Consider the following 21,992-nt stretch of genomic DNA (forward strand, 5'->3'; position numbering starts at 1 on the left):
TTAGGTCCAAGCATCATTTCCACCGGTTTCCGGCCATAAGGCCGCTGTAGAGGCGAAATCATGAAGACCACCCTCGACTTGCCTCTTTTGCCATTGCGCGATGTCGTTGTTTACCCGCACATGGTTATCCCGCTGTTCGTGGGGCGTGAAAAGTCCATCGAAGCCCTCGAGGCAGCGATGACGGGCGAAAAGCAGATCCTCCTGCTGGCCCAGAAGAATCCAGCCGACGACGACCCGGGTGAGGACGCCCTGTACCGCGTCGGTACCGTTGCCACTGTGCTGCAACTGCTGAAGCTGCCTGATGGCACCGTGAAGGTGTTGGTCGAAGGCGAGCAGCGTGGCGCCGTCGAGCGTTTCACCGAAGTAGAAGGGCACATCCGTGCCGAAGTCTCCCTGATCGACGAAACCGATGCCGCCGAGCGCGAGTCGGAAGTGTTCGTGCGCACGCTGCTGTCGCAGTTCGAGCAGTACGTTCAGTTGGGCAAGAAAGTCCCTGCCGAAGTGCTGTCTTCGCTGAACAGCATCGAAGAGCCTGGGCGTCTGGTCGACACCATGGCCGCGCACATGGCCCTGAAGATCGAGCAGAAGCAGGAAATTCTCGAAATCGTCGACCTGACTACCCGTGTCGAACACGTGCTTGCGCTGTTGGACGCCGAAATCGACCTGCTGCAGGTCGAAAAGCGCATTCGCGGCCGGGTCAAGAAGCAGATGGAGCGCAGCCAGCGCGAGTACTACCTGAATGAGCAGATGAAGGCCATTCAGAAAGAGCTGGGCGATGGCGATGAAGGCCACAACGAAGTCGAAGAGCTGAAAAAGCGTATCGAAGCCGCTGGCCTGCCCAAAGATGCCCTGGCCAAGGCCCAGGCAGAGCTGAACAAGCTCAAGCAGATGTCGCCGATGTCGGCCGAGGCCACCGTGGTACGTTCGTACCTCGACTGGCTGGTGCAGGTGCCGTGGAAGGCGCAGAGCAAGGTGCGCCTGGACCTGACCAAGGCCGAGGAAATCCTCGACGCCGACCATTATGGTCTGGAAGAGGTCAAGGAACGTATCCTCGAGTACCTTGCCGTACAGAAACGCGTCAAGAAAATCCGCGGCCCGGTGCTGTGCCTGGTCGGCCCACCCGGCGTCGGCAAGACCTCGTTGGCCGAGTCGATCGCTGCCGCCACCAACCGCAAGTTCGTGCGTATGGCCCTGGGTGGTGTGCGTGACGAGGCCGAAATTCGCGGCCACCGCCGTACCTACATCGGCTCCATGCCGGGCCGTCTGATCCAGAAGATGACCAAGGTGGGGGTGCGCAACCCGCTGTTCCTGCTCGATGAAATCGACAAGATGGGCAGCGACATGCGCGGCGACCCGGCCTCGGCGCTGCTTGAAGTGCTCGACCCGGAGCAGAACCACAACTTCAACGACCACTACCTGGAGGTCGACTACGACCTTTCGGACGTGATGTTCCTGTGCACCTCGAACTCGATGAACATCCCGCCGGCGCTGCTCGACCGGATGGAAGTCATCCGCCTGCCGGGTTACACCGAGGACGAGAAGATCAACATCGCGGTCAAGTACCTGGTACCCAAGCAGGTCAAGGCCAATGGCTTGAAGAAGGAAGAGCTGGAAGTCGACGTCTCGGCGATCCGCGACATCATCCGCTACTACACCCGCGAAGCCGGTGTGCGGGGCCTCGAGCGGCAAATCGCCAAGGTCTGCCGCAAGGTGGTCAAGGAACATACCGGGCAGAAGCAGGTCAAGGTCAAGGTGGCCAGCGAGCAGCTGGAGCATCTGCTGGGCGTGCGCAAGTTCCGCTACGGCCTGGCCGAGCAGCAGGACCAGATCGGCCAGGTGACCGGCCTGGCCTGGACTCAGGTTGGCGGCGAACTGCTGACCATCGAGGCCGTGGTCATCCCCGGCAAAGGCCAACTGATCAAGACCGGCTCGCTGGGCGATGTCATGGTCGAGTCGATCACCGCCGCGCAGACCGTGGTTCGCAGCCGCGCCCGCAGCCTGGGGATTGCAGCCGACTTCCACGAGAAGCACGACGTGCACATCCACATGCCTGAAGGCGCCACGCCGAAGGACGGCCCAAGTGCCGGTATCGGCATGTGCACCGCGCTGGTGTCGGCGCTGACGCAGATTCCGGTACGTGCCGACGTGGCCATGACCGGCGAAATCACCCTGCGTGGCCAGGTGTTGGCCATTGGCGGGCTGAAGGAAAAACTGCTGGCGGCACACCGTGGCGGGATCAAGACGGTGATCATTCCAGAGGAAAATGTTCGCGATCTGAAGGAGATTCCGGAAAATATCAAACAGGATCTTCAGATCAAACCGGTCAAATGGATTGACGAAGTCCTGCAAATTGCGCTGCAATACGCCCCGGAGCCCTTGCCAGATGTGGCTCCTGAGATTGTCGCGAAAGATGAAAAGCGCGACGGCGATGCTAAGGAAAGAATCAGCACGCATTAGTAGTTTTTGGCTGGGGGGCTTTCCTTGACAGTTTTTTCGGGGCCTTGCTATAAAGCGGCACGCTATTGTCAACAGGCCACCCAGCGCACGTTTCATAAGCTTTTCATTACATACTTAGAAACAAACTCAATAGAGAAATAAGGGGACTTAGAGTGAACAAGTCGGAACTGATTGACGCTATCGCCGCATCTGCAGACATCCCGAAAGCTGTAGCCGGCCGTGCGCTGGATGCAGTCATCGAATCCGTCACCGGCGCCCTGAAGCAAGGTGACGATGTAGTACTGGTTGGCTTCGGTACCTTCTCGGTCAAGGATCGCGCCGAGCGTACCGGCCGCAACCCGCAAACCGGCAAGGCGATCAAGATCGAAGCCGCCAAGGTTCCAGGTTTCAAGGCAGGCAAAGGCCTGAAAGACGCCGTCAACTAAGTCGTCTTTCAGCCGGACCCGGCCTGGCCTGGTCCGAGCACGGTGACGGCGGGGCGCAAACGTTCCCGCCTGACACGTTTGCTAAGAAAAGGCGCATCCTCGGATGCGCCTTTCTTTTATCAGGATTCTACCCACGCTCCGCGGTTGTCGACGCAGTGGTACAGCCGTTTCTGGGGGACGCATGCTGCAAAATATCAGGGACAATTCACAAGGTTGGATTGCCAAGACCATCATCGGCCTTATCGTCGTGTTGATGGCGTTGACCGGCTTCGAAGCCATTTTTCAGGCCGCCACCCATAGCCAGGACGCCGCCAAGGTGAACGGCCAGACCATCAGCCAGAACGAGCTGAGCCAGGCGGCCGACATGCAGCGCCGTCAGCTGATGCAACAGTTGGGCAAGGATTTCGACCCAGCGCTGCTGGATGACAAATTGCTGCGTGAAGAGGCCCTCAAGGGCTTGATCAGCCGCAAGCTGCTGCTGCAAGGCGCCGAAGATGCCAAGTTCGCCTTCTCCGAGGCCGCGCTTGATCAGGTGATCCTGCAGACGCCGGAGTTTCAGGTGGACGGCAAGTTCAGTGCCGACCGTTTCGACCAGGTCATCCGCCAGATGGGCTACGGTCGCATGCAGTTCCGCGAGATGCTCGCCGAGGAAATGCTCATCGGCCAGCTGCGCACCGGCCTGGCTGGCAGCAGCTTCGTGACCGATCAGCAGGTTGACGCCTTTGCTCGCCTCGAGAAGCAGACGCGCGACTTCGCCTCCCTGACCTTCAAGGCCGACCCGGCCGCGGTCAAGGTCAGCGAAGAAGAGGTGAAGGCGCACTACGACCAGCACGCCAAGGAGTTCATGTCGCCTGACCAAGTAGTGATCGACTACATCGAGCTGAAGAAGTCGGCGTTCTTCGACCAGGTCAAGGTCACCGACGAAGAACTCAAGGCCCAGTACGAGAAGGAAATCGCCAACCTCGCCGAGCAGCGCCATGCCGCGCACATCCTCATCGAGGTCAACGACAAGGTCACCGAAGCCCAGGCCAAGGCCCGCGCCGAAGAGATCGAGCAGCGCCTGGCCAAGGGTGAAGACTTCGCCGCGCTGGCCAAGGAGTTCTCCCAGGACCCAGGCTCGGCCAACAACGGCGGCGACCTCGGCTTTGCCGGCCCGGGTGTATACGACCCAGCCTTCGAAGACGCGCTCTACAAGCTGCAGGATGGCCAGGTATCGACGCCGGTGCGTACCGAGTTTGGCTACCACCTGATCAAGCTGCTGGGCGTGCAGGCGCCAGAAGTACCGAGCTTCGCCAGCCTGAAGGACAAGCTGACCCGCGACCTGAAGATTCCTTTGGTCGAGCAGCGTTATGTCGACGCCAGCAAGCAACTGCAGGATGCAGCCTACGAGGCTTCCGACCTGGCCCAGCCGGCCCAGGACCTGAACCTCAAGGTGCACACCTCTGCAGCGTTTGGCCGCGAAGGCGGTGAGGGCATCACGGCCAACCGTTCAGTGGTGCAGGCCGCGTTCTCCGAAGAAGTGCTGGATGAGGGTGCCAACAGCACCGCCATCGAACTCGACCCGGAAACCACTGTAGTGCTGCGTGTCAAGGAGCACCGCAAGCCAGAGCAATTGCCGCTGGAAGCTGTGGCCAAGAACATCAGCGAACACCTGGCCAAAGAGAAGGCGACTGCCGAGCTCAAGGCCAAGGCGGACAAGCTGATTGCCGGCCTGCGTGATGGTTCCATCGCAGCAGGTAGCGTGCATGAAGGGCAAGGCTGGAAAGCTTATGAAGCAGTTACCCGTGGTGAGGACGGCATTGACCCGGCCGAGCTGCAGGCGCTGTTCCGCCTGGGCAAGCCGCAAGCCAAGGACAAGCCGGTTTATGGCAGCGTAGTGCTGCGCGACGGTAGCCTGGTAGTACTGCAGCTCAAGGGCGTCAACGAAGGCGCAACTGCCACCGACGAAGAGAAGCAGCAGATCCGCCGCTACCTTGCGTCGCGTGCTGGCCAGCAGGACTTCGCGGCCTACCGCAAGCAGCTGGAAGCCAATGCGGATATCACCCGTTACTAAGGTGATCGCTGCATGAACAAACAGGCCGCCTCGTGCGGCCTGTTTCATTTCGGTTCACGTGAAGGCATGCACGGTCATCGTGTTAGCGCTTCACCCCTTCATAGTTATCCAGCGTATCCCGCGCAATCTCCCGCCCTAGAGCAATCAGCTCCGGCGCCTTGTAGAACTCGAAAAACCGGCAGACCCGTTTAGGCACGTTGATCAGCACGTCTGGCGGATAGCCGGCGATTTTGTACTGTGCCAACGAGGTCTGCATGACCTCGAAGCTCTGGTTGATCAGGTCCAGCAGCGAAGCAGGCCCCACGTTATCGATGATGAACGAACCGGTAGCCGACTTCGGTGCACCCTCGCGCTCCGGTGCCGCCGCCGGTTGCTGGCTTTCCGGGTCGGCGGCATCGTTCAGCCATGGGCTGGGTGGAGCCAGCCCTTCGGCGACGATCTCCTGCTCGATGCGTATCAGCTCCTCGGCCGGCTTGCGCCGAAACGGCAAGCGTGAACCCAGTGAACTCAACAAAGCATCAAAACGCATCTTGAATGCCGCCGGGCGTTCGATCACCGGCAACTGATAGTGCTTCTGGTTGGTGGCGTTGAGGTTGACCGCGATGATCAGGTCGCAATGGCTGGACACCACCGGGACGATTGGCAAGGGGTTGAGGATGCCTCCGTCGACCAGCATGCGGTTGCCTTGCATCACCGGTGTGAACAGGCTGGGGATGGCTGCCGAGGCGCGCATGGCCTGATGCAGGCAGCCCTCCTGGAACCAGATTTCCTGCTGGTTGGTGAGGTCGGTGGCCACTGCTGTGTAAGGAATACGCAGTTGCTCAATGTTGATTTCGCCGACGATCTTGCGGATCTGCCCAAACACCTTGTCGCCGCGAATGGCACCCAGTCGAAAGCTGACGTCTACAAGGCGCAATACATCCAGATAATCCAGGCTTTCGATCCAGTTGCGGTAGTCGTCCAATTTGCCGGCGGAGTAGATGCCGCCAATCACCGCGCCCATGGAGCAGCCGGCGATACAGGCGATGTCGTAGCCGCGGCGCTCGATTTCCTCGATGACGCCGATGTGTGCATACCCCCGGGCTCCGCCCGATCCCAGTACCAGCGCTACGCGTTTACTCATGAACATTCCCCGGCCATTGCCACCATGGTCCTACAATGCACCCATCGCTGCCTGTGCTTCAATGTAGATCGCGCTGAGCTACTGTATTAAAACCGGCCGGAGCCCGCTGGCCGGGCAGGGCACTTTTCAGCTGCCGGGGCGTCGAACAGCCACCGAATTTTCCATTGAGGTATTACTGATGAAAGCCTGGATCTGCCTTCCACTGATTGCCTTGGCCCTTGCCGGCTGTGCGGGCAAGACGGCCTACCGTGACAGCTGCGCGACCCAGCTGGATGCCGCCTGGAAGGAACTGGACCTGGCCAAGGCCGAAGGCTTTGCCGGTGCCGTGAGCTATTCCAAGGCTTTGTCGCTGCTCACCGGGGCCAAGACCCAGCAGCAGTTCGAAGGTTACGAAAGCTGTACCCGCAAAGCTGAAAAGGCGCGCTTCTACATTCGTGAATCGCGCGCCGGGCGTTGACCAAGGAGCGTCCAATGTCTGCCATGCTCGATCATGTCGTAGCTCAGATTCTGGCCGTGCAGGTGCGCCTGCTGGCCTGTCGCGAGCGCTTGGCTGCCAATACCGACAGCGAGGCCTTGCACGACCTGCGTATCACCTTGCGCCGGCTGCGCAGCCTGCTGCGGCCGCTGCGCGGCCTGCCTGGCGTGGAGCAACTGGAAGATGCCGCCAGCGCGCTGGGTACCCTGACCACGCCGCTGCGTGATCGCGAGGTGCTGGCGGCTGAGCTGATGGGGCGCGGCCAAACCGCGGCCGGCCAGCGGCGCCTTCAGGGGCGTGACAGAATCTTCGCCAGTGTCGCTGCTAGCCCACAGCTGGCAAGGGTGCTGGCGATTGTCGACGCGTTTCCACTGTTTTTGCGTGCGGCAGGCCGTGAGGGTTTGGTCAAGTCGCTGGGCAAGCGCATCGACAAACGCCTGGTCAAGCAATGGCGCAGGTTGAACGAAGCGCTGCAGGACCCGGCCCACGATCGTCATCGGCTGCGTTTGCTGATCAAGCGTGCGCGCTATGGCGATGAGGCATACCCGCAGCTCAACCATGCAGGCAAGAAACTGCAGCGTTTGCTGAAGCAGGCGCAGGGCGACCTTGGCAACTGGCACGACCGCCTGCAATGGCTGCTGCAAGTGCGCGATCATGCCGACCTGGCCCCCTGCAAGGCGGCTTGGGAGCATGAGCTGCACGAGGCTGAGCGCCAATCGGATGTGACCCTCGATGCCCTGCAACGGGCGCTGGCGCGGCGCCAGCCCGAAAAATGACCGAAATGCGGGCTGATCCCCCGAGGTTTGCTGGCTAGGATGGGCAGACCTTTTTCGCTGCAGGCAGGAGCCGGCCAATGAATTTCAACCAACTGCTCGACGCCGTGCGGGCCAACCCGAACTCCGTCAGTATCCCGCCCAGCTGGGCCCAGGGCCGCGCTGCCTTTGGCGGGCTGATGGCGGCAATGGTCTATGAAACCATGCGCCTGAAACTAAGCGACAGCCGCCCGGTACGCTCGCTGGCCATCAGCTTTGTGGCGCCAGCGGCGGCAGATGTGCCGATCCGCTTCGAGGTGGAGGTGCTGCGTGAAGGCAAGGCAGTCAGCACCTTGCTGGGCCGCGCCGTTCAGGATGGCCAGGTTGTGACGCTGGTACAGGGCAATTTCGGTGCAGGCCGGCCTTCGGTGGTCGAAGTGCCAGCATTACCGGCGATGGAAATACCGGCACTCGATGATGCAGCTCCCGAGTTACCGTACATCAAAGGCGTTACCCCGGAGTTCATGCGGCACGTGGCATTGCGCTGGGCAGTGGGCGGGTTGCCGTTTAGTGGCAATCAGTCGCGCAAGATGGGGGGCTGGGTACGGTTGCGGGATGTGGCTGAAGAACAGGTCAACGAAACGCACCTGCTGGCGTTGGTCGATGCCTGGCCACCGAGCCTGATGCCGTTTCTCAAGCAGCCCGCAGCGGGCAGCACGCTGACCTGGACCATCGAATTCATTCAGCCCACAGCGAAGCTATCGACCCTGGACTGGTGCCGGTATTGCGTAGAGACCGAGCATGCGCGGGATGGTTATGGGCATGCTGCTGCGGCGTTGTGGACCGCAGGGGGTGAATTGCTGGCCTTGAGCCGCCAGACCGTCACCGTGTTTGCCTAACCCGTAACCACAGCGATTGCGCGCATGATCGTCACGTCAATGGCGGTGCTTGTGCCGCTCCCGCCAGGCCTTCCACCAAGCCCCGCTGAGTACAAAGCGCGGGAAGGTGATGAACTGCTCGGTCAGTAAGCGTTGCATGGCATCCTGGCGGTTGGCGAATGGCTCGGGCTGTTCGGCTTCCAGGCGGTGGCCATGGCGCTGCAGGCCGAGGCCGGCGATCAAGGCAATGATACCCACCGCGATCTGGCCCAGGTCGAGACCGAAGAGGCCGGACAGCACCAGCAGAGCCCCCAGGATGAACAACGGCACGGCAATCAGGTGCAGCACCAGATTGGTCGGGTGGCGGTGGTTATGGTGGTAGCCGCGCCATTGCCAGGCGGGCAGGTTGGGCAGGCGTTTGCTCATGGGTAATTCCTCTCGGTCATGCCCAAAGCTTAGTGCGGCCCCCGAGCGGGGGCCAATCGAGGCTGGCTATGGTGGCTATAGCTTGAGCTGGCCAATGGCTTTGCTCAGTTCGCCTGCCAGGGTCGCCAGTTCGCTGCTGGTGGTCGCCGAGCTCACTGTCTGCTGCACAGTCTGCTCGGTGACATCGCGGATGCTCACCACCGCGCGGTTCATTTCCTCGGCCACCTGGCTTTGCTGCTCGGCCGCCACAGCAATCTGGGTATTGCTTTCGCGCATTTGCGCCACGGCACCGGTGATTTCGGCCAGCGCCTCACCGGCTTCCTGTGCCTGGCGCACGCAGTCGTCGGCCTTGTACGAGCTTTCCTGCATGAACTCCACTGCATCGCGGGTGCCCGACTGCAGGGCCGAAACCATGGTGGTGATCTCGTCTGTGGAGGATTGCACGCGTTTGGCCAGGTTGCGCACTTCATCGGCCACCACGGCAAAGCCGCGCCCCAAGTCACCGGCGCGCGCTGCTTCGATGGCGGCGTTGAGCGCCAGCAGGTTGGTCTGTTCGGCAATACTGTGGATCACACTGACCACGCCGTTGATTTTCTGACTGTCTTCAGCCAGCTGACGAATCATCTCGGCAGTTTGCTGCACGCCGCTGGAAAGCCCGGAAATCGAATCCTGCACCCGGCTGACCACCTCTTTGCCACTGCCGGCCAGGGTGTCGGCGGATTGTGACAAGTCGCGGGTGGCGCCGGCGTGCTGGGCAATGTGGTGCACCGTCGCCGACATTTCGTTGATGGCGGTGGCCGCTTGATCGGTCTCGCTCTGTTGGCCAAGCATGCCGTGGCGCACGTCGCTCATGCTGGCGGCCAGGCGTGCGGCACCTGAGTCCAACTGTGCAGCGGTATGGGCGACGGTGCTGACCACGCGGTGATAGGTTGCCTGCATGGCGTTGAAGGCCCCGGCCATCTGGCCGACCTCGTCGCCACAGGCTAGCGGTACCCGAGCCGCCAGGTCGCCGGTTTTTTCCACGTGCAGCATCACGTCCTTGAGGGTATTGAGCTGGCTGAGCAGGAAGCGGATCAGCAGTTGTGAGGCGCCGAGCATGGCCAGCATCAATATCAGCACGCACACCGCGTAATTGCTGAAGCGATCGAAGAATACCTGGCGCAGGCTGGGCGACTGGGCCAGCACGGCAACCTGCTGGTCGCCGTTGCGCAGTACCTGTGCGCCGCGCAGCGGGTTGTCACCGAGGATCCAGGCGCTGGGCAGTGCAACCCAGCCCTGGGCGTTGCGCAGGGCTTCAAGGGCCTCACCGGCGAGGGTTGGCGTTTGCCCGGCCGACCAGCTGATGACGTTGGCCGGGCGCGGCAGTGCTTGCCCGGCCGGCCAGGCAGCCAACAACTGGGCTTGCGCGGCCGCTTGCTCCTGCGCTGCCTCGGCGCGTGCGCGTTGCTCCAGGTGCACGGCATACAGCACCAGCAGCAAGGTGGTCACAAAGGCCACCGCGTTGACGGCCCAGAATTTGTACTTCAAGGAAACGTTGCTAAGCCAGGCACCCATGGGCAGGTCTTCTCTGAGTTGAGCGGAAACAATATTGGCAAGGTGCCATCATTGTGCCTGTATCACTCAGGTCCGTTGTTGATATGCGTCAAATTCAGATTTGGAAAAATGCCCGCGCCGTCGCTGTGGTATGCGCCGCGGTCTGCTCGGCCGACTCACCTCGATGCAGGGCCACTTCGCGCAAGACCTCCGGCAGAAACGCCGGCTCGTTACGGCCGTTTTTTGGCTTGGGCCGCAGGCTGCGCGGCAGCAGGTAGGGCGCGTCGCTTTCCAGCATCAGCCGGCCTTGCGCAATGTTGCCTACCAGAGGGTGCAGGTGGGTGCCGCGGCGTTCGTCGCAAATCCAGCCCGTAATGCCGATATGCAGGTCCATGTCCAGATAGGCGAACAGTGCTTCGCGCTCACCGGTAAAGCAGTGCACCACCGCGCCGGTCAAGTGGTCGCGGTAATCTTTGAGGATTGCCAGCAAGCGTTCGCTGGCATCACGCTCGTGCAGGAACACCGGCAGGCGCAGCTCCACAGCCAGGGCCAGCTGGGCTTCCAGGGCTTTTTCCTGCAGCGGGCGAGGGGAGAAGTCGCGGTTGAAATCCAGGCCGCATTCGCCCACGGCGCGCACGCGCGGTTCATTCAGCAACAGGCGCAGCTGGCGCTCGCTGTCGGCATCCCAGGCTTTGGCGTCATGAGGGTGCACGCCGGCCGTGGCGAACAGGTGCGCACTGCTCGGGTCCAGCTGCTGGCACAGCGCCAACGCCTGTTCGCTGACGGCCAGGCTGGTGCCTGTCAGCACCATTTGCGTAACCCCGGCCTCAAGTGCGCGCTCGACGATTGCTGCCTGTTGGTCGTGGAAACTGCTGTTGGTCAGGTTGACGCCGATATCGATCAGTTGCATGGTGCTATCTCGTGCCGCGGGGCGGCCAGCATAGCAAAAACCGCGTTTTTCTGAAAAAACCAAGAACTTCATGCTGTTGCCGTGGTCTTTTACCGTCATTTATCACTTGGCGGTGCAACCCATGGATGCCGCCCACCGACCACGGACACGTTTGCGCATGCTGCGATGCTGGCTTGTTTTCCTGCTGACGCTCGGGCTGGTCCTTGCCGGTCCGGCACAGGCGCGCGCGCCGGGGCCGCAGCAGAATATTCCGCCAGCCAAGGTGCGTGACCTGCAGCAGATTCGCACCAGCAAAGTGCTGCGAGTGCTGGTCAACCAGAGCCGCAACAGCTCGGGTGAGGTCAAGGGCGAGCCGGTCGGCATTGAGTATTATCGCCTGCGTGCCCTGGAGCATTACCTCAATGCTCGTACCGCCGACGACCAGCAGATCCAGCTAAAGCTCATCCCAAGGGCCAAGGAGCAGTTGCTGGGCGCCTTGGCCCGTGGCGAGGGTGACCTGGCTGCGCCTGGCGAACTGCTCGACCCCAGCACGGTGCGCGGCGTCAGCAGCAGTGCGCCGATACTCGACCAGGTGCCGTTGATGCTGGTCGGGCGTAAAGGCGAGCGAAGCTTCAGCAAGGTCGAGCAGTTGTCCGGGCGTACCGTGGCCTTGACCAGCGCCAGCGCCGCCGGGCCAATGATCCAGCAGGTCAACCAGCAACTGGCGCTGCGCAAGCGGCCGCCAATCAAGGTGGAGTGGGTCGATTCGACGCTGGCGGTGGAGGACGTGCTGGAGATGGTGCAGGCTGGCATCTACCACCTGACCGTAGTCGAGCAGCCAATTGCCCGCCGATGGGCGCGGGTTATGCCGCGCCTGCGCCTGGACAGCCGGGTGCACCTGGGGGCGCCGCAAGCCATGCGCTGGTATGTGGGGCGTGATGCGCCGCAATTGTTGGCGACGGTCGATCACTTCCTGCAAGGTTACCGCGCGCCTGACAACCAGGATGCCGCGTTCGAGCGCATCTACCGCCGTCAGTATCGGGTGCACAACCCGTTGGCCAGCAAGGACCGCCAGCGCCTGGCCTCGGTGCGGGCGGTGCTGCAGAAGCATGGTCAGGCGCAGCAGATCGACTGGCTCAACCTGGCTGCGCTGGCCTTCAAGGAGTCGACGCTCAACCCGGCTGCACGCGGCACCGGTGGTGCCCATGGCCTGATGCAGATCACCCCTTCGGCCGCCCAGCGCGTGGGGGTGAGCAACACCGCGACGGTGGATGGCAATGTCCAGGCCAGTGCTCGATACCTGGCGCTTATCCGGCGCAAGTTCTTCGCCAGTGCCAAGATCAACGAGCGTGAGCGCATGGCCTTTGTGCTGGCAGCCTACAATCTTGGCCCCGAGCGGGTCCAGGCCATGCGCGCCGAGGCTCGGCGGCGTGGGCTCAACGGTAACCAGTGGTTTTTCCAGACCGAACGCATCGCCATGGAGCAGGTGGGTATGGGGCCAGTCAATTTCGTCAACAGCGTCAACAAATACTACCTGGCGTTCAACCGCGAACGGGTCGCGCTGGAGCGCGTAGCGAAGCGTTGATGTATCGAATTTGTAGATTGTTATGTTGGGCTTTTTGCGATTTTCATATCAGTAGAATTGATTATGATGGCGCTCATCCCAACACAACTTCCTCGCTTCAAGGACGCTCCGACATGAACAACACTACCCTCAACGCCCTGTTCTCTACCCGTGCTGGCGCTGGCCTCAGCGTTATCCGCATCCTGGTCGGCATCATTTTCATGGCGCATGGTGCGCAAAAACTCTTCGGCCTGTTCGGTGGCTATGGCCTGGAAGGCACCGGCCAATGGATGGAAAGCATCGGCCTGGCCCCGGGTTACCTGATGGCCCTGCTGTCCGGTAGTGCCGAGTTCTTCGGCGGCCTGGCCCTGGTGGTTGGCCTGCTGGCTCGTCCAGCGGCGCTGGCGCTGACCGTGACCTTGGTGGTGGCGATCTTCTCGGTGCACATCGGCAATGGCCTGTTCATGTCCAACAACGGCTATGAGTTCGCCTTGGCGCTGCTGGCCGGTACCGTTGCCGTCATGATCGAAGGCGCAGGCCGCTTCTCGCTCGACCGCCTGATCGCCCGCTGATACTGCGCAAGCGGCAAGATACAAGCCTCAAGCCGAAAGTGATCGGTTTGAGGCTTGTATCTTGCCGCTTGTAGCTCTAGCATACCGCCTGCGCCGATTTAAACAGCTACTTGCGGGGCGCAGGAAAGCCCCACCTCCGGGCCATCCGAAATACCGCTAAAGCGCTGGTTCGGTGACGCCTCCCACCGCTGCCCAGCGGGATTCGCGAGGCGGAGAGAAGCTCCATGAGTTGCCCACGTACCAGTGTCTGTTTGAGCCCTTTGCCTGCCAACCAGGCGTCCCGCACACCGCGCATCCTGCTCGGCGGCCAGCATCAGCCCACCCTTTTGCGTCATCTCGAAGGCCTGTCACGGCGCAAGGGCCAGGCGCGTGCCTTTCTGATTCAGTTCGCCGATAGCGGCTGCTACCTCGCGCAGTATGGCACTGACCGTTTCGACCTGGCCGTGATCCAGGCGCCAGCGCTGGAGGAGGCTGCCGAAGTCATCGGCCACCTCACCCGCATCGCGCGCCAAGGCCTGATTACCCGCCGCTGAGGAGTGCGCTGTTGAGCACCAACATCATCACCACGGAAGGCCATGAGGCGCTGAAGAAGGAGCTGGACCACCTGTGGCGGGTGTATCGGCCGGAAATCACCCAGAAAGTCGCCTGGGCGGCGTCGCTGGGAGACCGTAGCGAGAACGCCGACTATCAGTACAACAAGAAGCTACTGCGCGAAATCGACCGCCGAGTGCGTTACCTGCGCAAGCGCCTTGAAGATGTGAAGGTGGTGGCGTACTCGCCGCAGCAGGAGGGCAAAGTGTTTTTCGGTGCCTGGGTCGAAATCGAGAACGATGAGGGCGAGACCATGAAGTTTCGCATTGTCGGCTATGACGAGATCTACGGGCGCAACGATTACATTTCGATCGACTCGCCCATGGCCCGCGCCTTGTTGAAGAAGGAGGAGGGCGATGAGGTGGTGGTGCATACACCTACTGGTGAAGCGACCTGGTATGTGAACAGCATCAGCTACGGGTGATGAGTTGACGTTACCTGTGCCCGCCTCTTCGCGGGCACAGGCAGCCATCAAGTGTCGCGTAGAACCGCCAGCGGGCTAGCATTCAAGGCCCGTCGCGTCCCCAGTACCCCCGCCCCCCCCACCAGCAACGCCCCCGCAAGCGGCAACACCAGCAACCACGGATGTGGGCTCCATTGCAGGTCAAAGGCGTAGCGGTACAGCACCAGGGTAATCAGTTCGCAGCCCACTGCAGCCAACAGCCCGCTGGCCGCTCCCAGCAAACCGAATTCGATACGCCGAGCCTTGACCAGCAACGGCCGCGCCGCCCCCAGGGCGCGCAGCAAGGCGCCCTGGCGAATGCGTTCGTCCAGTGTGGCCTGCAAGCCTGCGAACAGCACCGCCAGCCCGGCCGCCAGTACGAACAGCAGCACATACTCCACCGCCAGGGTCACCTGGGCGAGGATGCTGCGCAGCTGGTCGAGCAAGGCATCCACCTGCAGGATGGTCACTGCCGGAAACGCCCGTGACAGCGCCACCACATCCAGATCATGCCCCGTTGCCAGGTAGAAGCTGGTCAGGTAGGTGGTCGGCAGCCCTTGTAGCGTGCCGGGCTGGAAGATCATGTAGAAATTCGGCTGGAAGCTGTCCCAGTGCACGCTACGCAGGCTGCTGACGCGGGCCTGGCGCTGCTGGCCGCCGATGTCGAAGGTCAGCAGGTCGCCCATGTGCAGTTTCAGGCTGCTGGCCAGTTCCGCTTCCACCGATACCCCGGGGATTTCGTTGTCGGCTGGCAAGGCTTGCCACCAGCTGCCGGCGGTCAGCGCGTTGCCTTCGGGCAATTCGGCGGCCCAGGTCAGGCTGAGGTCGCGCTGTACGGCGCGCTCGCCTGCCGAGTCCTTGCTGACGATCTGCTGTACCGGCTGCTCGTTGATCTGCACCAGGCGCCCGGGCGTCACCGGGTACAGCGGCGCTGAAGTGGCGTTGACCTGGTGCAGGCGTTGAGCGAACGGTTCGCGGTCATCCGGCAGGATGTTCAGGGCGAAATGGTTCGGCGCATCCTTGGGCAACTGCGCTTGCCAGGTGTCGAGCAGTTCTGCGCGCAGCAGGGCGACCAGGGCCATGGCCAGCAAAATCAAGCCGAAGGCCAGGGCCTGGCCGGCGGCAGCCATGGGGTGGCGTAACAGCTGGCCGAGCCCCAGGCGCCAGGTGAGTGGCGCGCCGGCCAGCAGCTGGCGCAGGCTGCGCAATCCGAGTAACAGCAGGCCACCGAGCAATAGTGCAGCGACCAGGCCGCCGCCGAGCAGGGCGAAAGTGAGCAGCAAGTCGAGGCTCAGGCGCCACATGATCAGGCCCAGGGCAAACAGAGCGGCGCCGTACACCAACCAGCTGCTGGGTGGTATCGGTAACAGATCACGGCGCAGTACCCGCAGTGGCGGAACTTGGCCCAGGGCGGCAATTGGCGGCAGGGCGAAGCCGGCCAGTGCAACCAGCCCGGTACCGATACCGGCCAGCGCCGGGATGATGCCACCGGCCGGTACCACGCTTGGCAGCAGGCCGTGCAGCAAGCGGAACAGGCCCAACTGAGCCAGCCAGCCGAGCAGGGCGCCGGCAAAGGCGGCGACGAGGCCGAGCATGGCCAACTGCAGGCAATACAAGCCCAGAGCCTGGCGGCGTGAGAGCCCCAGGCAGCGCAGCAGGGCGCTGGCGTCCAGGCGGCGTGCGGCGTAGCGGCTGGCCGAGAGGGCCACAGCCACGCCGGCCAGCAGCACGGCCACCAGGCTGGCCATGTTCAGGTAGCGTTCGGCCTTGCCCAGCGCGCCGCCGATCTGTTGGTTGCCATCGCGGGTGTCGCGCAGGCGCTGGTTGGCGGCCAGGTCTTTTTCCACGGCTTGGCGGTACCGGGCCAGTGCCTCGGCATCACCGCGCCACAGGTCGCGGTAGGTGACCCGGCTGCCCGGCTGGATCACGCCGGTTGCCCCCAGGTCGGCCAGGTTCATCATCACGCGCGGGGTAAGGCTGTAGAAGTTGTTGGCGCGGTCTGGCTCGTAGGTCAGCACGCGGCTCATGCGCAGGGTTTTCATGCCTACGTCGATGCTGTCACCAATCGCCAGCCCCAGTGCCGCCAGCAGGCGTGGTTCGACCCACGCCTCGCCAGGAGCAGGGCCGCCGCCAGGCGTTTCCTCGGCGTAAGGTGCCGGCGCGCTGCGTACTTGCCCGCGCAATGGGTAGGTGCCGTCGGCGGCCTTGACGCTGGACAGTTGGATGCCGTTATCGCCGCCCACCACACTGGTGAACTCGACCACCTGCGCGTGGCGCAAGCCAAGTGCCGTGCCGGTATCGATCTGTTGCTCGCGGGCGGGGGCACTGCCCTGCAGCACCAGGTCGGCACCCAGGAATTCGCTGGCGCGCAGTTGCATGGCACCGTTAAGGCGGGCGCCGAAATAGCCGATGGCGGTGCTGGCTGCCACCGCCACCAGCAGGGCAAAGAACAGCACGCGTACTTCGCTGGCGCGAATGTCGCGCAGCAACTGGCGCAGGGCCAGGCCGCACAGGCGGGATAACGGCATGTGGTTCATCAGGCTTCCACCGAGGTCACCAGGCGCCCCGCGTCCAGGCGGATCTGGCGGCGGCAGCGCCGGGCCAGGCGTTCGTCATGGGTGACCAGCACCAGGGTGGTGCCGCGCTCCTTGTTCAATTCAAACAGCAAGTCGCTGATGCGCTCACCCGTGTGGCTGTCGAGGTTGCCGGTGGGTTCGTCGGCAAACAACACCGCAGGCTGTGCGGCGAAGGCGCGGGCGATGGCCACCCGCTGCTGCTCGCCGCCCGACAGTTGGCGTGGGGTGTGGCTCAGGCGCTTGCCGAGGCCGACCCGTTCCAGCAGGGTGCGCGCCTGTTCGCGTGCATCGCGGCGGCCGTCCAGCTCCAGTGGCAGCATGACGTTTTCCAGCGCATTGAGGCTGTCGAGCAGTTGGAACGACTGGAACACGAAGCCCACATGTTCGGCGCGCACACGGGCGCGCTGGTCTTCATCCAGTGGCCCCAGGTCATGGCCGGCGAGAATGACCTTGCCAGCGCTGGGCTGGTCGAGGCCCGCGAGCAGGCCGAGCAGGGTCGACTTGCCAGAGCCCGAGGCGCCGACGATGGCCAAGCTGTCACCCTGGGTGAGATCAAGGGAAAGTGCGTGGAGGATGGTCAGGTCGCCTTCCGCGCTGGGGACCACTTTGCTAAGGTTCTGCGCAACGAGAATGCTGGGGCTCATGGAGAATCCGATGCGAGTGTGGTGGTTGAGTGCCGGTCTGGCCCTGTATTGCCTGGCCCAGAGCGCGGCGGCGGGAACGCTGCTGATTGTTGGCGATAGTATCAGCGCCGGTTTTGGCCTGGATACCCGCCAGGGTTGGGTGTCTCTCTTGCAGACCCGCCTCAAGGACGAAGGTTTCGATGACAAAGTGGTCAATGCATCGATCAGCGGCGACACCAGCGCAGGCGGCCAGGCACGGCTGCCGGCGCTGCTTGCAGCCCATAAACCCAGCCTGGTGGTGTTGGAGCTGGGCGGTAACGATGGCCTGCGCGGGCAGCCGCCCGCGCAATTGCAACAAAATCTTGCGTCGATGATCGAGCGTTCGCGCCAGGCTGGTGCCAAGGTACTTTTGTTGGGCATGCGCCTACCGCCCAATTATGGTGTGCGCTACACCACCGCATTTGCCAACGTGTATGAACAGCTGGCAGCGGACAAGCAGGTGCCCTTGGTGCCGTTTTTCCTTGAAGGGGTAGGGGGCGTGCCTGAGCTGATGCAGGCCGACGGCATCCATCCGGCGCAGGGTGCCCAGCAGCGCCTGCTGGAAAATGCCTGGCCAGCGATAAAACCCTTGCTGTGAAGCTTTAAACGAGGGCGCCTTTCGGCTAATGTTGCGCCCCCCGTTTCGAGTGCCCCCAATGCCGCGCCCTGCCTGGTCCCTGTTTGCCTACCAACTGATCGAGCCTGACGAGCAGCTCGACTTGTTCGCCTGCCAGGAAATCCGTGTTCACCTCGTGGCCCGCCAGCTTGAGCTGGGTGTGCCAGTCGACCGTACCTTGTGCGGTGGTCTGCTACCTGCGCAGCCGCGCTGGTCGGGGGTGCCGCGCTCGATCTACCGCGATGGCCGCCTGTGTGACCTATGCCGTGCCATCCTCGATGCCCAGCGACGCGGCATGCGCCCGGTGTGGCCTGAGCTGCATGGCAGCTGAACGGCAAGCACCTTTCATCATCTGAAACGCTTGCATGACGCCAATGCCTCCCGCTTGCACTGGCGCGGGTGTACAATCGATCCTCTTGACCCACCTTTCGAAGGATTTACCGGATGTTGCCGCGCTTTCCTGCCGTCACCCGTAGCCTGTCCCTGGCCGCCCTGCTGGTAGCGGGCCCCGCTGCTGCGCTGGAGCTGCCACTGCCACCGCCCGGTGAAGACATCGTCGGCCAGGTGCATGTGATCAAGGCAAAGTACGAGGACACGTTCGCCGATATCGGCACCGCCAACGACCTCGGCTACCTGGAAATGATTGCCGCCAACCCGGGCGTTGACCCCTGGCTGCCGGGCGCCGGCACCGAAATCATCCTGCCGACCCGTTACGTCTTGCCGCCGGGCCCGCGTGAAGGCATCGTCATCAACCTGGCCGAGTACCGCCTGTATTACTTCCCGAAAGGGCAGAACGTGGTACATACCTTCCCGCTGGGTATTGGCCGGGAGGGTTGGGGCTCGCCGATCGCCAACACCAAGATCACTGCCAAGACGCCAAACCCGACCTGGACGCCGCCTGCCTCGATTCGCAAAGAGCACGCAGCGGACGGTGACATCCTGCCCGCCGTGGTGCCGGCTGGCCCGGACAACCCGCTGGGGCCGTTCAAGTTCACCTTGGGTGTGCCGGGCTACCTGATCCACGGTTCGAACAAGAAGTTCGGCATTGGTATGCGTACCAGCCACGGTTGCTTCCGCATGCTCAACAACAACGTGCTGGAACTGTCGAAGATGGTGCCGGTGGGTACTCCGGTACGCATCATCAACGAGCCGTACAAGTTTGGTATCAGTGGCGGCAAGGTCTATCTTGAGGCACACACGCCGCTGGATGACCAGGGTAACCCGTCAGTGGTGGACAAACACACCGCCGTTATCAATGCCTTGCTCAAGCGCGAAGACCTGGCCAATAACCTGCGCATGAACTGGGACATGGTGCGAGACGTGGTGGCTGCAGAAGATGGCATGCCGGTAGAAATTGCCGTGCCCGTGGAAAACCAGGGTGGCACACCAATGGTTACGAGCATTCCGCCCGAACTGCAGTAAGGTAATCGCGACACACCCGGGCCTGCCTTAGTGCAGGCCTTTTCGTACCCGCCTGACGTGTTTGCCCGTTTCACAGGCAATAAAAAAGCCGACCCACAAGTGGGTCGGCTTCTTAACAATCCGTGAGGATTATTACTTGCGGCTGGCTTTGTCCAGCATACGCAGAGCGCGCTCGTTGGCTTCGTCAGCGGTCTGCTGAGCCTTCTGAGCGGCTGCCAGTGCGTCGTCAGCCTTACGGTAGGCTTCGTCAGCACGAGCTTGAGCGCGAGCTGCTGCGTCTTCAGTCGCAGTCAGACGAGCTTCGGTTTCTTTGGATACGCTGCTGCAACCGGTAGCCAGAACTGCGGCCAGAGCCAGAGCAGAGAATTTCAGAACGTTGTTCATCGTGTTCCCCTTCAAGGACTTTCTATTAAATAGCCATCTCTCAGGAAAGAGAAACTGGCCGGCGTACATAGTACCCATTACTTGTAGTAAGTAAACTGACAGAGCGCAAGAACTGCAAAAAAAATGTTGCTTGACCCTGCGCCGACAAGATTTGCGACGTCTCTGTGAAAAAAACGTGCAGGGTTCGCAAGCGATTGTAGTACAGGAACTTTTTTGTTGAACTAAGGGTGACTTTAACTGTCCCTCAGCGTCTTAAGCCCTAGAACATCCGGCGGCTGTTGGGTGGGATGGGGAAAGTCGCCCTGATGCCATTTTGGCCATTTTTAACCGCCGCCACCTTGAGCAATCACGCTCGCGGCGCCTACTATCTTGTGAGTGCCAGAGGATCCGAACGATTACAATCGTCCAGTGGTCGAAGGGGCAACAGGTGGCGTAGAGATTCTGTGCCGGATAAACAACCATCGGTTAAGGTATGGGTCTGCCGAGAAGACCTGCAAGGAGTAGTGATGAGCGAAGCGCTGACCATCCACCATGACCAGGCGGGTCATCAGTTCGAGACCAACGTGGACGGTCATCGTGCCTATCTGACGTACATGGATTTGGGCAAGCAGACGCTGGACATCTATCGCACCTTCGTGCCCAACGCCCTGCGCGGCCGCGGGATCGCTGCCGCTTTGACCGAACGAGCCCTGGAGTACGCCGAGCAGATGGGCTACACGGTGATTCCGTCCTGCTCGTATGTAGAGCGCTACATGGAGCGCCAGCAGCGGCATTCGAGCAAAGCCTGAGCAGGCACCAGACACCAAAACGCCGGGCATTGCCCGGCGTTTTTCGTTGTTGCAATGCTTAGCCGCGCTTGCGCTGCGGCAGCACATCTTTCAGCTTGGTACGCATGCTGCGCAGGGTCTTCTCGGTAGCCGACCAGTCGATGCAGGCGTCGGTGATCGACACACCATACTGCAGCTCGTCCAGGTTTTTCGGTATCGACTGGCAGCCCCAGTTCAGGTGGCTTTCGACCATCAGGCCGATGATCGACTGGTTGCCTTCGAGGATCTGGTTGGCAACGTTTTCCATGACCAGCGGTTGCAGGGCCGGGTCCTTGTTGGAATTGGCATGGCTGCAGTCGACCATGATGTTGGCCTTGATCTTGGCCTTGGCCAGGTCCTGTTCGCACAGGGCAACGCTGACCGAGTCGTAGTTCGGCTTGCCGTTGCCGCCGCGCAGTACCACATGGCCGTAAGGGTTACCCTTGGTGGTAACGATCGATACACCGCCTTCCTGGTTGATACCCAGGAAGCGGTGCGGCTTGGACACCGACTGCAAAGCGTTGATGGCAACGGTCAGGCCGCCGTCGGTGCCGTTCTTGAAGCCGACCGCCGAGGACAAGCCCGAGGCCATCTCGCGGTGGGTTTGCGACTCGGTGGTGCGGGCACCAATGGCCGACCAGCTGATAAGGTCTTGCAGGTACTGCGGGGAAATCGGGTCGAGCGCCTCGGTGGCAGTCGGCAGGCCCATTTCAGCCAGGTCCAGCAGCAGCTGGCGGCCGATGTGCAGGCCGTCCTGGATCTTGAACGAGTCATCCAGGTATGGGTCGTTGATCAGGCCTTTCCAGCCGACGGTGGTGCGTGGCTTTTCGAAGTACACGCGCATGACCAGGTACAGCGTATCGGACACTTCTTCGGCCAGCACTTTCAGGCGCTCGGCATACTCGTGGGCGGCCTTGATGTCGTGGATCGAGCAAGGGCCGACCACGACGAACAGGCGATGGTCCTTGCCGTCGAGAATATTGCGCACCACTTCACGGCCGGCAGTCACGGTCTGCAGGGCCTTGGCGCTGAGGGGGATTTCCTTCTTGAGCTGATCAGGGGTGATCAGGGTCTCGTTGGAGGCAACGTTCAAGTCATCGATCGGTAAATCAGCCATCGTGTTACTCGTCAGGTCACGGGTGCCGGCCGCCAACAATCCCCGTGCGGCCCAGCAGCAAGAATAATCGCAGCGGGGAGCCGAACCTTAGCGCGTTACAGGTGGCGCGACAATGGGCTAAGCCCAGTCATTGTGGGGTTTTTCCCTGTTCGAGGGGGTTGCGCGCGAATGGGCTGCCCAGCGCGGCTCAACCTGTGTAAAAAGAGGGCTGACCCTATAGCTGGAGATT

Annotated in this window: 22 protein-coding genes; 14 read left to right on the top strand and 8 right to left on the bottom strand. The window is 62.1% G+C overall.

Features of this window, described 5'->3' with window-relative positions; genetic code table 11:
* Nucleotides 1-60 precede the first annotated feature (60 nt).
* The 3 genes from lon (at nt 61) to ACNQP3_RS09470 (ending at nt 4,935) form a co-directional block, all read left to right on the top strand.
* A complete protein-coding gene (lon, locus tag ACNQP3_RS09460; RefSeq protein ID WP_012271564.1) occupies nt 61-2,457 on the top strand; it encodes an endopeptidase La in 2,397 nt (798 codons plus the stop codon).
* A 152-nt stretch (nt 2,458-2,609) separates the two neighbouring features.
* On the top strand, nt 2,610-2,882 hold the full coding sequence (locus ACNQP3_RS09465) for an HU family DNA-binding protein (protein ID WP_012271565.1): 273 nt from the start codon (nt 2,610-2,612) through the stop codon (nt 2,880-2,882).
* 181 nt (nt 2,883-3,063) lie between these two features.
* Complete coding sequence (locus ACNQP3_RS09470; protein ID WP_060514157.1) at nt 3,064-4,935, top strand: SurA N-terminal domain-containing protein; 1,872 nt, start codon at nt 3,064-3,066, stop codon at nt 4,933-4,935.
* Between the two features lie 82 nt (nt 4,936-5,017).
* Here ACNQP3_RS09470 and ACNQP3_RS09475 read toward each other — a convergent pair whose 3' ends face one another.
* The gene (locus ACNQP3_RS09475; protein ID WP_012271567.1) at nt 5,018-6,058 is read right to left on the bottom strand and encodes a patatin-like phospholipase family protein; all 1,041 of its coding nucleotides are present in this window, start codon (nt 6,056-6,058) and stop codon (nt 5,018-5,020) included.
* A gap of 178 nt (nt 6,059-6,236) precedes the next feature.
* Between ACNQP3_RS09475 and ACNQP3_RS09480 the strand changes: the two genes are divergently transcribed.
* The 3 genes from ACNQP3_RS09480 (at nt 6,237) to ACNQP3_RS09490 (ending at nt 8,184) form a co-directional block, all read left to right on the top strand.
* Complete coding sequence (locus tag ACNQP3_RS09480; RefSeq protein WP_003250254.1) at nt 6,237-6,515, top strand: lipoprotein; 279 nt, start codon at nt 6,237-6,239, stop codon at nt 6,513-6,515.
* Nucleotides 6,516-6,529: 14 nt separating this feature from the next.
* Nucleotides 6,530-7,309 (top strand): CHAD domain-containing protein, encoded by a 780-nt coding sequence (locus tag ACNQP3_RS09485; RefSeq protein WP_264316964.1) that lies wholly within the window; start codon nt 6,530-6,532, stop codon nt 7,307-7,309.
* Between the two features lie 77 nt (nt 7,310-7,386).
* Nucleotides 7,387-8,184: an acyl-CoA thioesterase gene (locus ACNQP3_RS09490; RefSeq protein WP_264316965.1), complete on the top strand. Its 798-nt coding sequence runs from the start codon at nt 7,387-7,389 to the stop codon at nt 8,182-8,184.
* 36 nt (nt 8,185-8,220) lie between these two features.
* On the opposite strand, the gene ACNQP3_RS09495 is transcribed toward ACNQP3_RS09490, so the two are convergent.
* The 3 genes from ACNQP3_RS09495 to ACNQP3_RS09505 all read right to left on the bottom strand — a co-directional run bounded on the left by ACNQP3_RS09495 (nt 8,221) and on the right by ACNQP3_RS09505 (nt 11,032).
* The gene (locus ACNQP3_RS09495; RefSeq protein ID WP_060493059.1) at nt 8,221-8,589 is read right to left on the bottom strand and encodes an Mpo1-like protein; all 369 of its coding nucleotides are present in this window, start codon (nt 8,587-8,589) and stop codon (nt 8,221-8,223) included.
* A gap of 75 nt (nt 8,590-8,664) precedes the next feature.
* Nucleotides 8,665-10,143: a methyl-accepting chemotaxis protein gene (locus tag ACNQP3_RS09500; RefSeq protein WP_264316966.1), complete on the bottom strand. Its 1,479-nt coding sequence runs from the start codon at nt 10,141-10,143 to the stop codon at nt 8,665-8,667.
* Nucleotides 10,144-10,237: 94 nt separating this feature from the next.
* On the bottom strand, nt 10,238-11,032 hold the full coding sequence (locus tag ACNQP3_RS09505; protein ID WP_060514156.1) for a TatD family hydrolase: 795 nt from the start codon (nt 11,030-11,032) through the stop codon (nt 10,238-10,240).
* A gap of 157 nt (nt 11,033-11,189) precedes the next feature.
* On the opposite strand from ACNQP3_RS09505, the gene ACNQP3_RS09510 reads away from it, so the two are divergent.
* The 4 genes from ACNQP3_RS09510 (at nt 11,190) to greB (ending at nt 14,162) form a co-directional block, all read left to right on the top strand.
* A complete protein-coding gene (locus ACNQP3_RS09510; protein ID WP_060514155.1) occupies nt 11,190-12,596 on the top strand; it encodes a transglycosylase SLT domain-containing protein in 1,407 nt (468 codons plus the stop codon).
* A gap of 113 nt (nt 12,597-12,709) precedes the next feature.
* Nucleotides 12,710-13,147, top strand: coding sequence for a DoxX family protein (locus ACNQP3_RS09515; protein WP_012271574.1), 438 nt, complete (start codon nt 12,710-12,712; stop codon nt 13,145-13,147).
* Between the two features lie 224 nt (nt 13,148-13,371).
* A complete protein-coding gene (locus ACNQP3_RS09520) occupies nt 13,372-13,680 on the top strand; it encodes a hypothetical protein (RefSeq protein ID WP_012271575.1) in 309 nt (102 codons plus the stop codon).
* Nucleotides 13,681-13,691: 11 nt separating this feature from the next.
* Nucleotides 13,692-14,162, top strand: a complete 471-nt coding sequence (gene greB, locus ACNQP3_RS09525) for a transcription elongation factor GreB (protein ID WP_012271576.1) — start codon at nt 13,692-13,694, stop codon at nt 14,160-14,162.
* A 47-nt stretch (nt 14,163-14,209) separates the two neighbouring features.
* Here greB and ACNQP3_RS09530 read toward each other — a convergent pair whose 3' ends face one another.
* Nucleotides 14,210-16,717 (bottom strand): ABC transporter permease, encoded by a 2,508-nt coding sequence (locus tag ACNQP3_RS09530; RefSeq protein ID WP_264316967.1) that lies wholly within the window; start codon nt 16,715-16,717, stop codon nt 14,210-14,212.
* Nucleotides 16,717-17,400, bottom strand: a complete 684-nt coding sequence (locus ACNQP3_RS09535; protein WP_012271578.1) for an ABC transporter ATP-binding protein — start codon at nt 17,398-17,400, stop codon at nt 16,717-16,719. The genes ACNQP3_RS09530 and ACNQP3_RS09535 overlap by 1 nt, the downstream gene beginning before the upstream one ends.
* A gap of 10 nt (nt 17,401-17,410) precedes the next feature.
* Between ACNQP3_RS09535 and ACNQP3_RS09540 the strand changes: the two genes are divergently transcribed.
* From ACNQP3_RS09540 to ACNQP3_RS09550, 3 genes are all read left to right on the top strand, one after another.
* Complete coding sequence (locus ACNQP3_RS09540) at nt 17,411-18,016, top strand: arylesterase (RefSeq protein ID WP_041166452.1); 606 nt, start codon at nt 17,411-17,413, stop codon at nt 18,014-18,016.
* Between the two features lie 58 nt (nt 18,017-18,074).
* The gene (locus tag ACNQP3_RS09545) at nt 18,075-18,365 is read left to right on the top strand and encodes a hypothetical protein (RefSeq protein ID WP_012271580.1); all 291 of its coding nucleotides are present in this window, start codon (nt 18,075-18,077) and stop codon (nt 18,363-18,365) included.
* Between the two features lie 113 nt (nt 18,366-18,478).
* Complete coding sequence (locus tag ACNQP3_RS09550; RefSeq protein WP_012271581.1) at nt 18,479-19,456, top strand: L,D-transpeptidase family protein; 978 nt, start codon at nt 18,479-18,481, stop codon at nt 19,454-19,456.
* A 132-nt stretch (nt 19,457-19,588) separates the two neighbouring features.
* On the opposite strand, the gene oprI is transcribed toward ACNQP3_RS09550, so the two are convergent.
* Nucleotides 19,589-19,840, bottom strand: coding sequence for an outer membrane lipoprotei OprI (gene oprI, locus ACNQP3_RS09555; protein ID WP_003259780.1), 252 nt, complete (start codon nt 19,838-19,840; stop codon nt 19,589-19,591).
* A gap of 506 nt (nt 19,841-20,346) precedes the next feature.
* Here oprI and ACNQP3_RS09560 point away from each other — a divergent pair.
* A complete protein-coding gene (locus ACNQP3_RS09560; protein WP_003250290.1) occupies nt 20,347-20,628 on the top strand; it encodes a GNAT family N-acetyltransferase in 282 nt (93 codons plus the stop codon).
* Nucleotides 20,629-20,686: 58 nt separating this feature from the next.
* On the opposite strand, the gene ACNQP3_RS09565 is transcribed toward ACNQP3_RS09560, so the two are convergent.
* On the bottom strand, nt 20,687-21,763 hold the full coding sequence (locus ACNQP3_RS09565) for a 3-deoxy-7-phosphoheptulonate synthase (protein ID WP_012271583.1): 1,077 nt from the start codon (nt 21,761-21,763) through the stop codon (nt 20,687-20,689).
* Nucleotides 21,764-21,992 lie beyond the last annotated feature (229 nt).

The sequence above is a fragment of the Pseudomonas sp. LFS074 genome, assembly GCF_047978165.1.
GTDB lineage: Bacteria > Pseudomonadota > Gammaproteobacteria > Pseudomonadales > Pseudomonadaceae > Aquipseudomonas > Aquipseudomonas putida_P.

Excerpts from the sequence above, each read along its gene's own strand:
- lon (WP_012271564.1), top strand. The coding sequence starts at position 61 with ATGAAGACCACCCTCGACTTGCCTCTTTTGCCATTGCGCGATGTCGTT.
- ACNQP3_RS09470 (WP_060514157.1), top strand. The coding sequence starts at position 3,064 with ATGCTGCAAAATATCAGGGACAATTCACAAGGTTGGATTGCCAAGACC.
- ACNQP3_RS09475 (WP_012271567.1), bottom strand. The coding sequence starts at position 6,058 with ATGAGTAAACGCGTAGCGCTGGTACTGGGATCGGGCGGAGCCCGGGGG.
- ACNQP3_RS09480 (WP_003250254.1), top strand. The coding sequence starts at position 6,237 with ATGAAAGCCTGGATCTGCCTTCCACTGATTGCCTTGGCCCTTGCCGGC.
- ACNQP3_RS09485 (WP_264316964.1), top strand. The coding sequence starts at position 6,530 with ATGTCTGCCATGCTCGATCATGTCGTAGCTCAGATTCTGGCCGTGCAG.
- ACNQP3_RS09490 (WP_264316965.1), top strand. The coding sequence starts at position 7,387 with ATGAATTTCAACCAACTGCTCGACGCCGTGCGGGCCAACCCGAACTCC.
- ACNQP3_RS09495 (WP_060493059.1), bottom strand. The coding sequence starts at position 8,589 with ATGAGCAAACGCCTGCCCAACCTGCCCGCCTGGCAATGGCGCGGCTAC.
- ACNQP3_RS09500 (WP_264316966.1), bottom strand. The coding sequence starts at position 10,143 with ATGGGTGCCTGGCTTAGCAACGTTTCCTTGAAGTACAAATTCTGGGCC.
- ACNQP3_RS09505 (WP_060514156.1), bottom strand. The coding sequence starts at position 11,032 with ATGCAACTGATCGATATCGGCGTCAACCTGACCAACAGCAGTTTCCAC.
- ACNQP3_RS09510 (WP_060514155.1), top strand. The coding sequence starts at position 11,190 with ATGCTGCGATGCTGGCTTGTTTTCCTGCTGACGCTCGGGCTGGTCCTT.
- ACNQP3_RS09515 (WP_012271574.1), top strand. The coding sequence starts at position 12,710 with ATGAACAACACTACCCTCAACGCCCTGTTCTCTACCCGTGCTGGCGCT.
- ACNQP3_RS09520 (WP_012271575.1), top strand. The coding sequence starts at position 13,372 with ATGAGTTGCCCACGTACCAGTGTCTGTTTGAGCCCTTTGCCTGCCAAC.
- ACNQP3_RS09530 (WP_264316967.1), bottom strand. The coding sequence starts at position 16,717 with ATGAACCACATGCCGTTATCCCGCCTGTGCGGCCTGGCCCTGCGCCAG.
- ACNQP3_RS09535 (WP_012271578.1), bottom strand. The coding sequence starts at position 17,400 with ATGAGCCCCAGCATTCTCGTTGCGCAGAACCTTAGCAAAGTGGTCCCC.
- ACNQP3_RS09540 (WP_041166452.1), top strand. The coding sequence starts at position 17,411 with ATGCGAGTGTGGTGGTTGAGTGCCGGTCTGGCCCTGTATTGCCTGGCC.
- ACNQP3_RS09545 (WP_012271580.1), top strand. The coding sequence starts at position 18,075 with ATGCCGCGCCCTGCCTGGTCCCTGTTTGCCTACCAACTGATCGAGCCT.
- ACNQP3_RS09550 (WP_012271581.1), top strand. The coding sequence starts at position 18,479 with ATGTTGCCGCGCTTTCCTGCCGTCACCCGTAGCCTGTCCCTGGCCGCC.
- oprI (WP_003259780.1), bottom strand. The coding sequence starts at position 19,840 with ATGAACAACGTTCTGAAATTCTCTGCTCTGGCTCTGGCCGCAGTTCTG.
- ACNQP3_RS09560 (WP_003250290.1), top strand. The coding sequence starts at position 20,347 with ATGAGCGAAGCGCTGACCATCCACCATGACCAGGCGGGTCATCAGTTC.
- ACNQP3_RS09565 (WP_012271583.1), bottom strand. The coding sequence starts at position 21,763 with ATGGCTGATTTACCGATCGATGACTTGAACGTTGCCTCCAACGAGACC.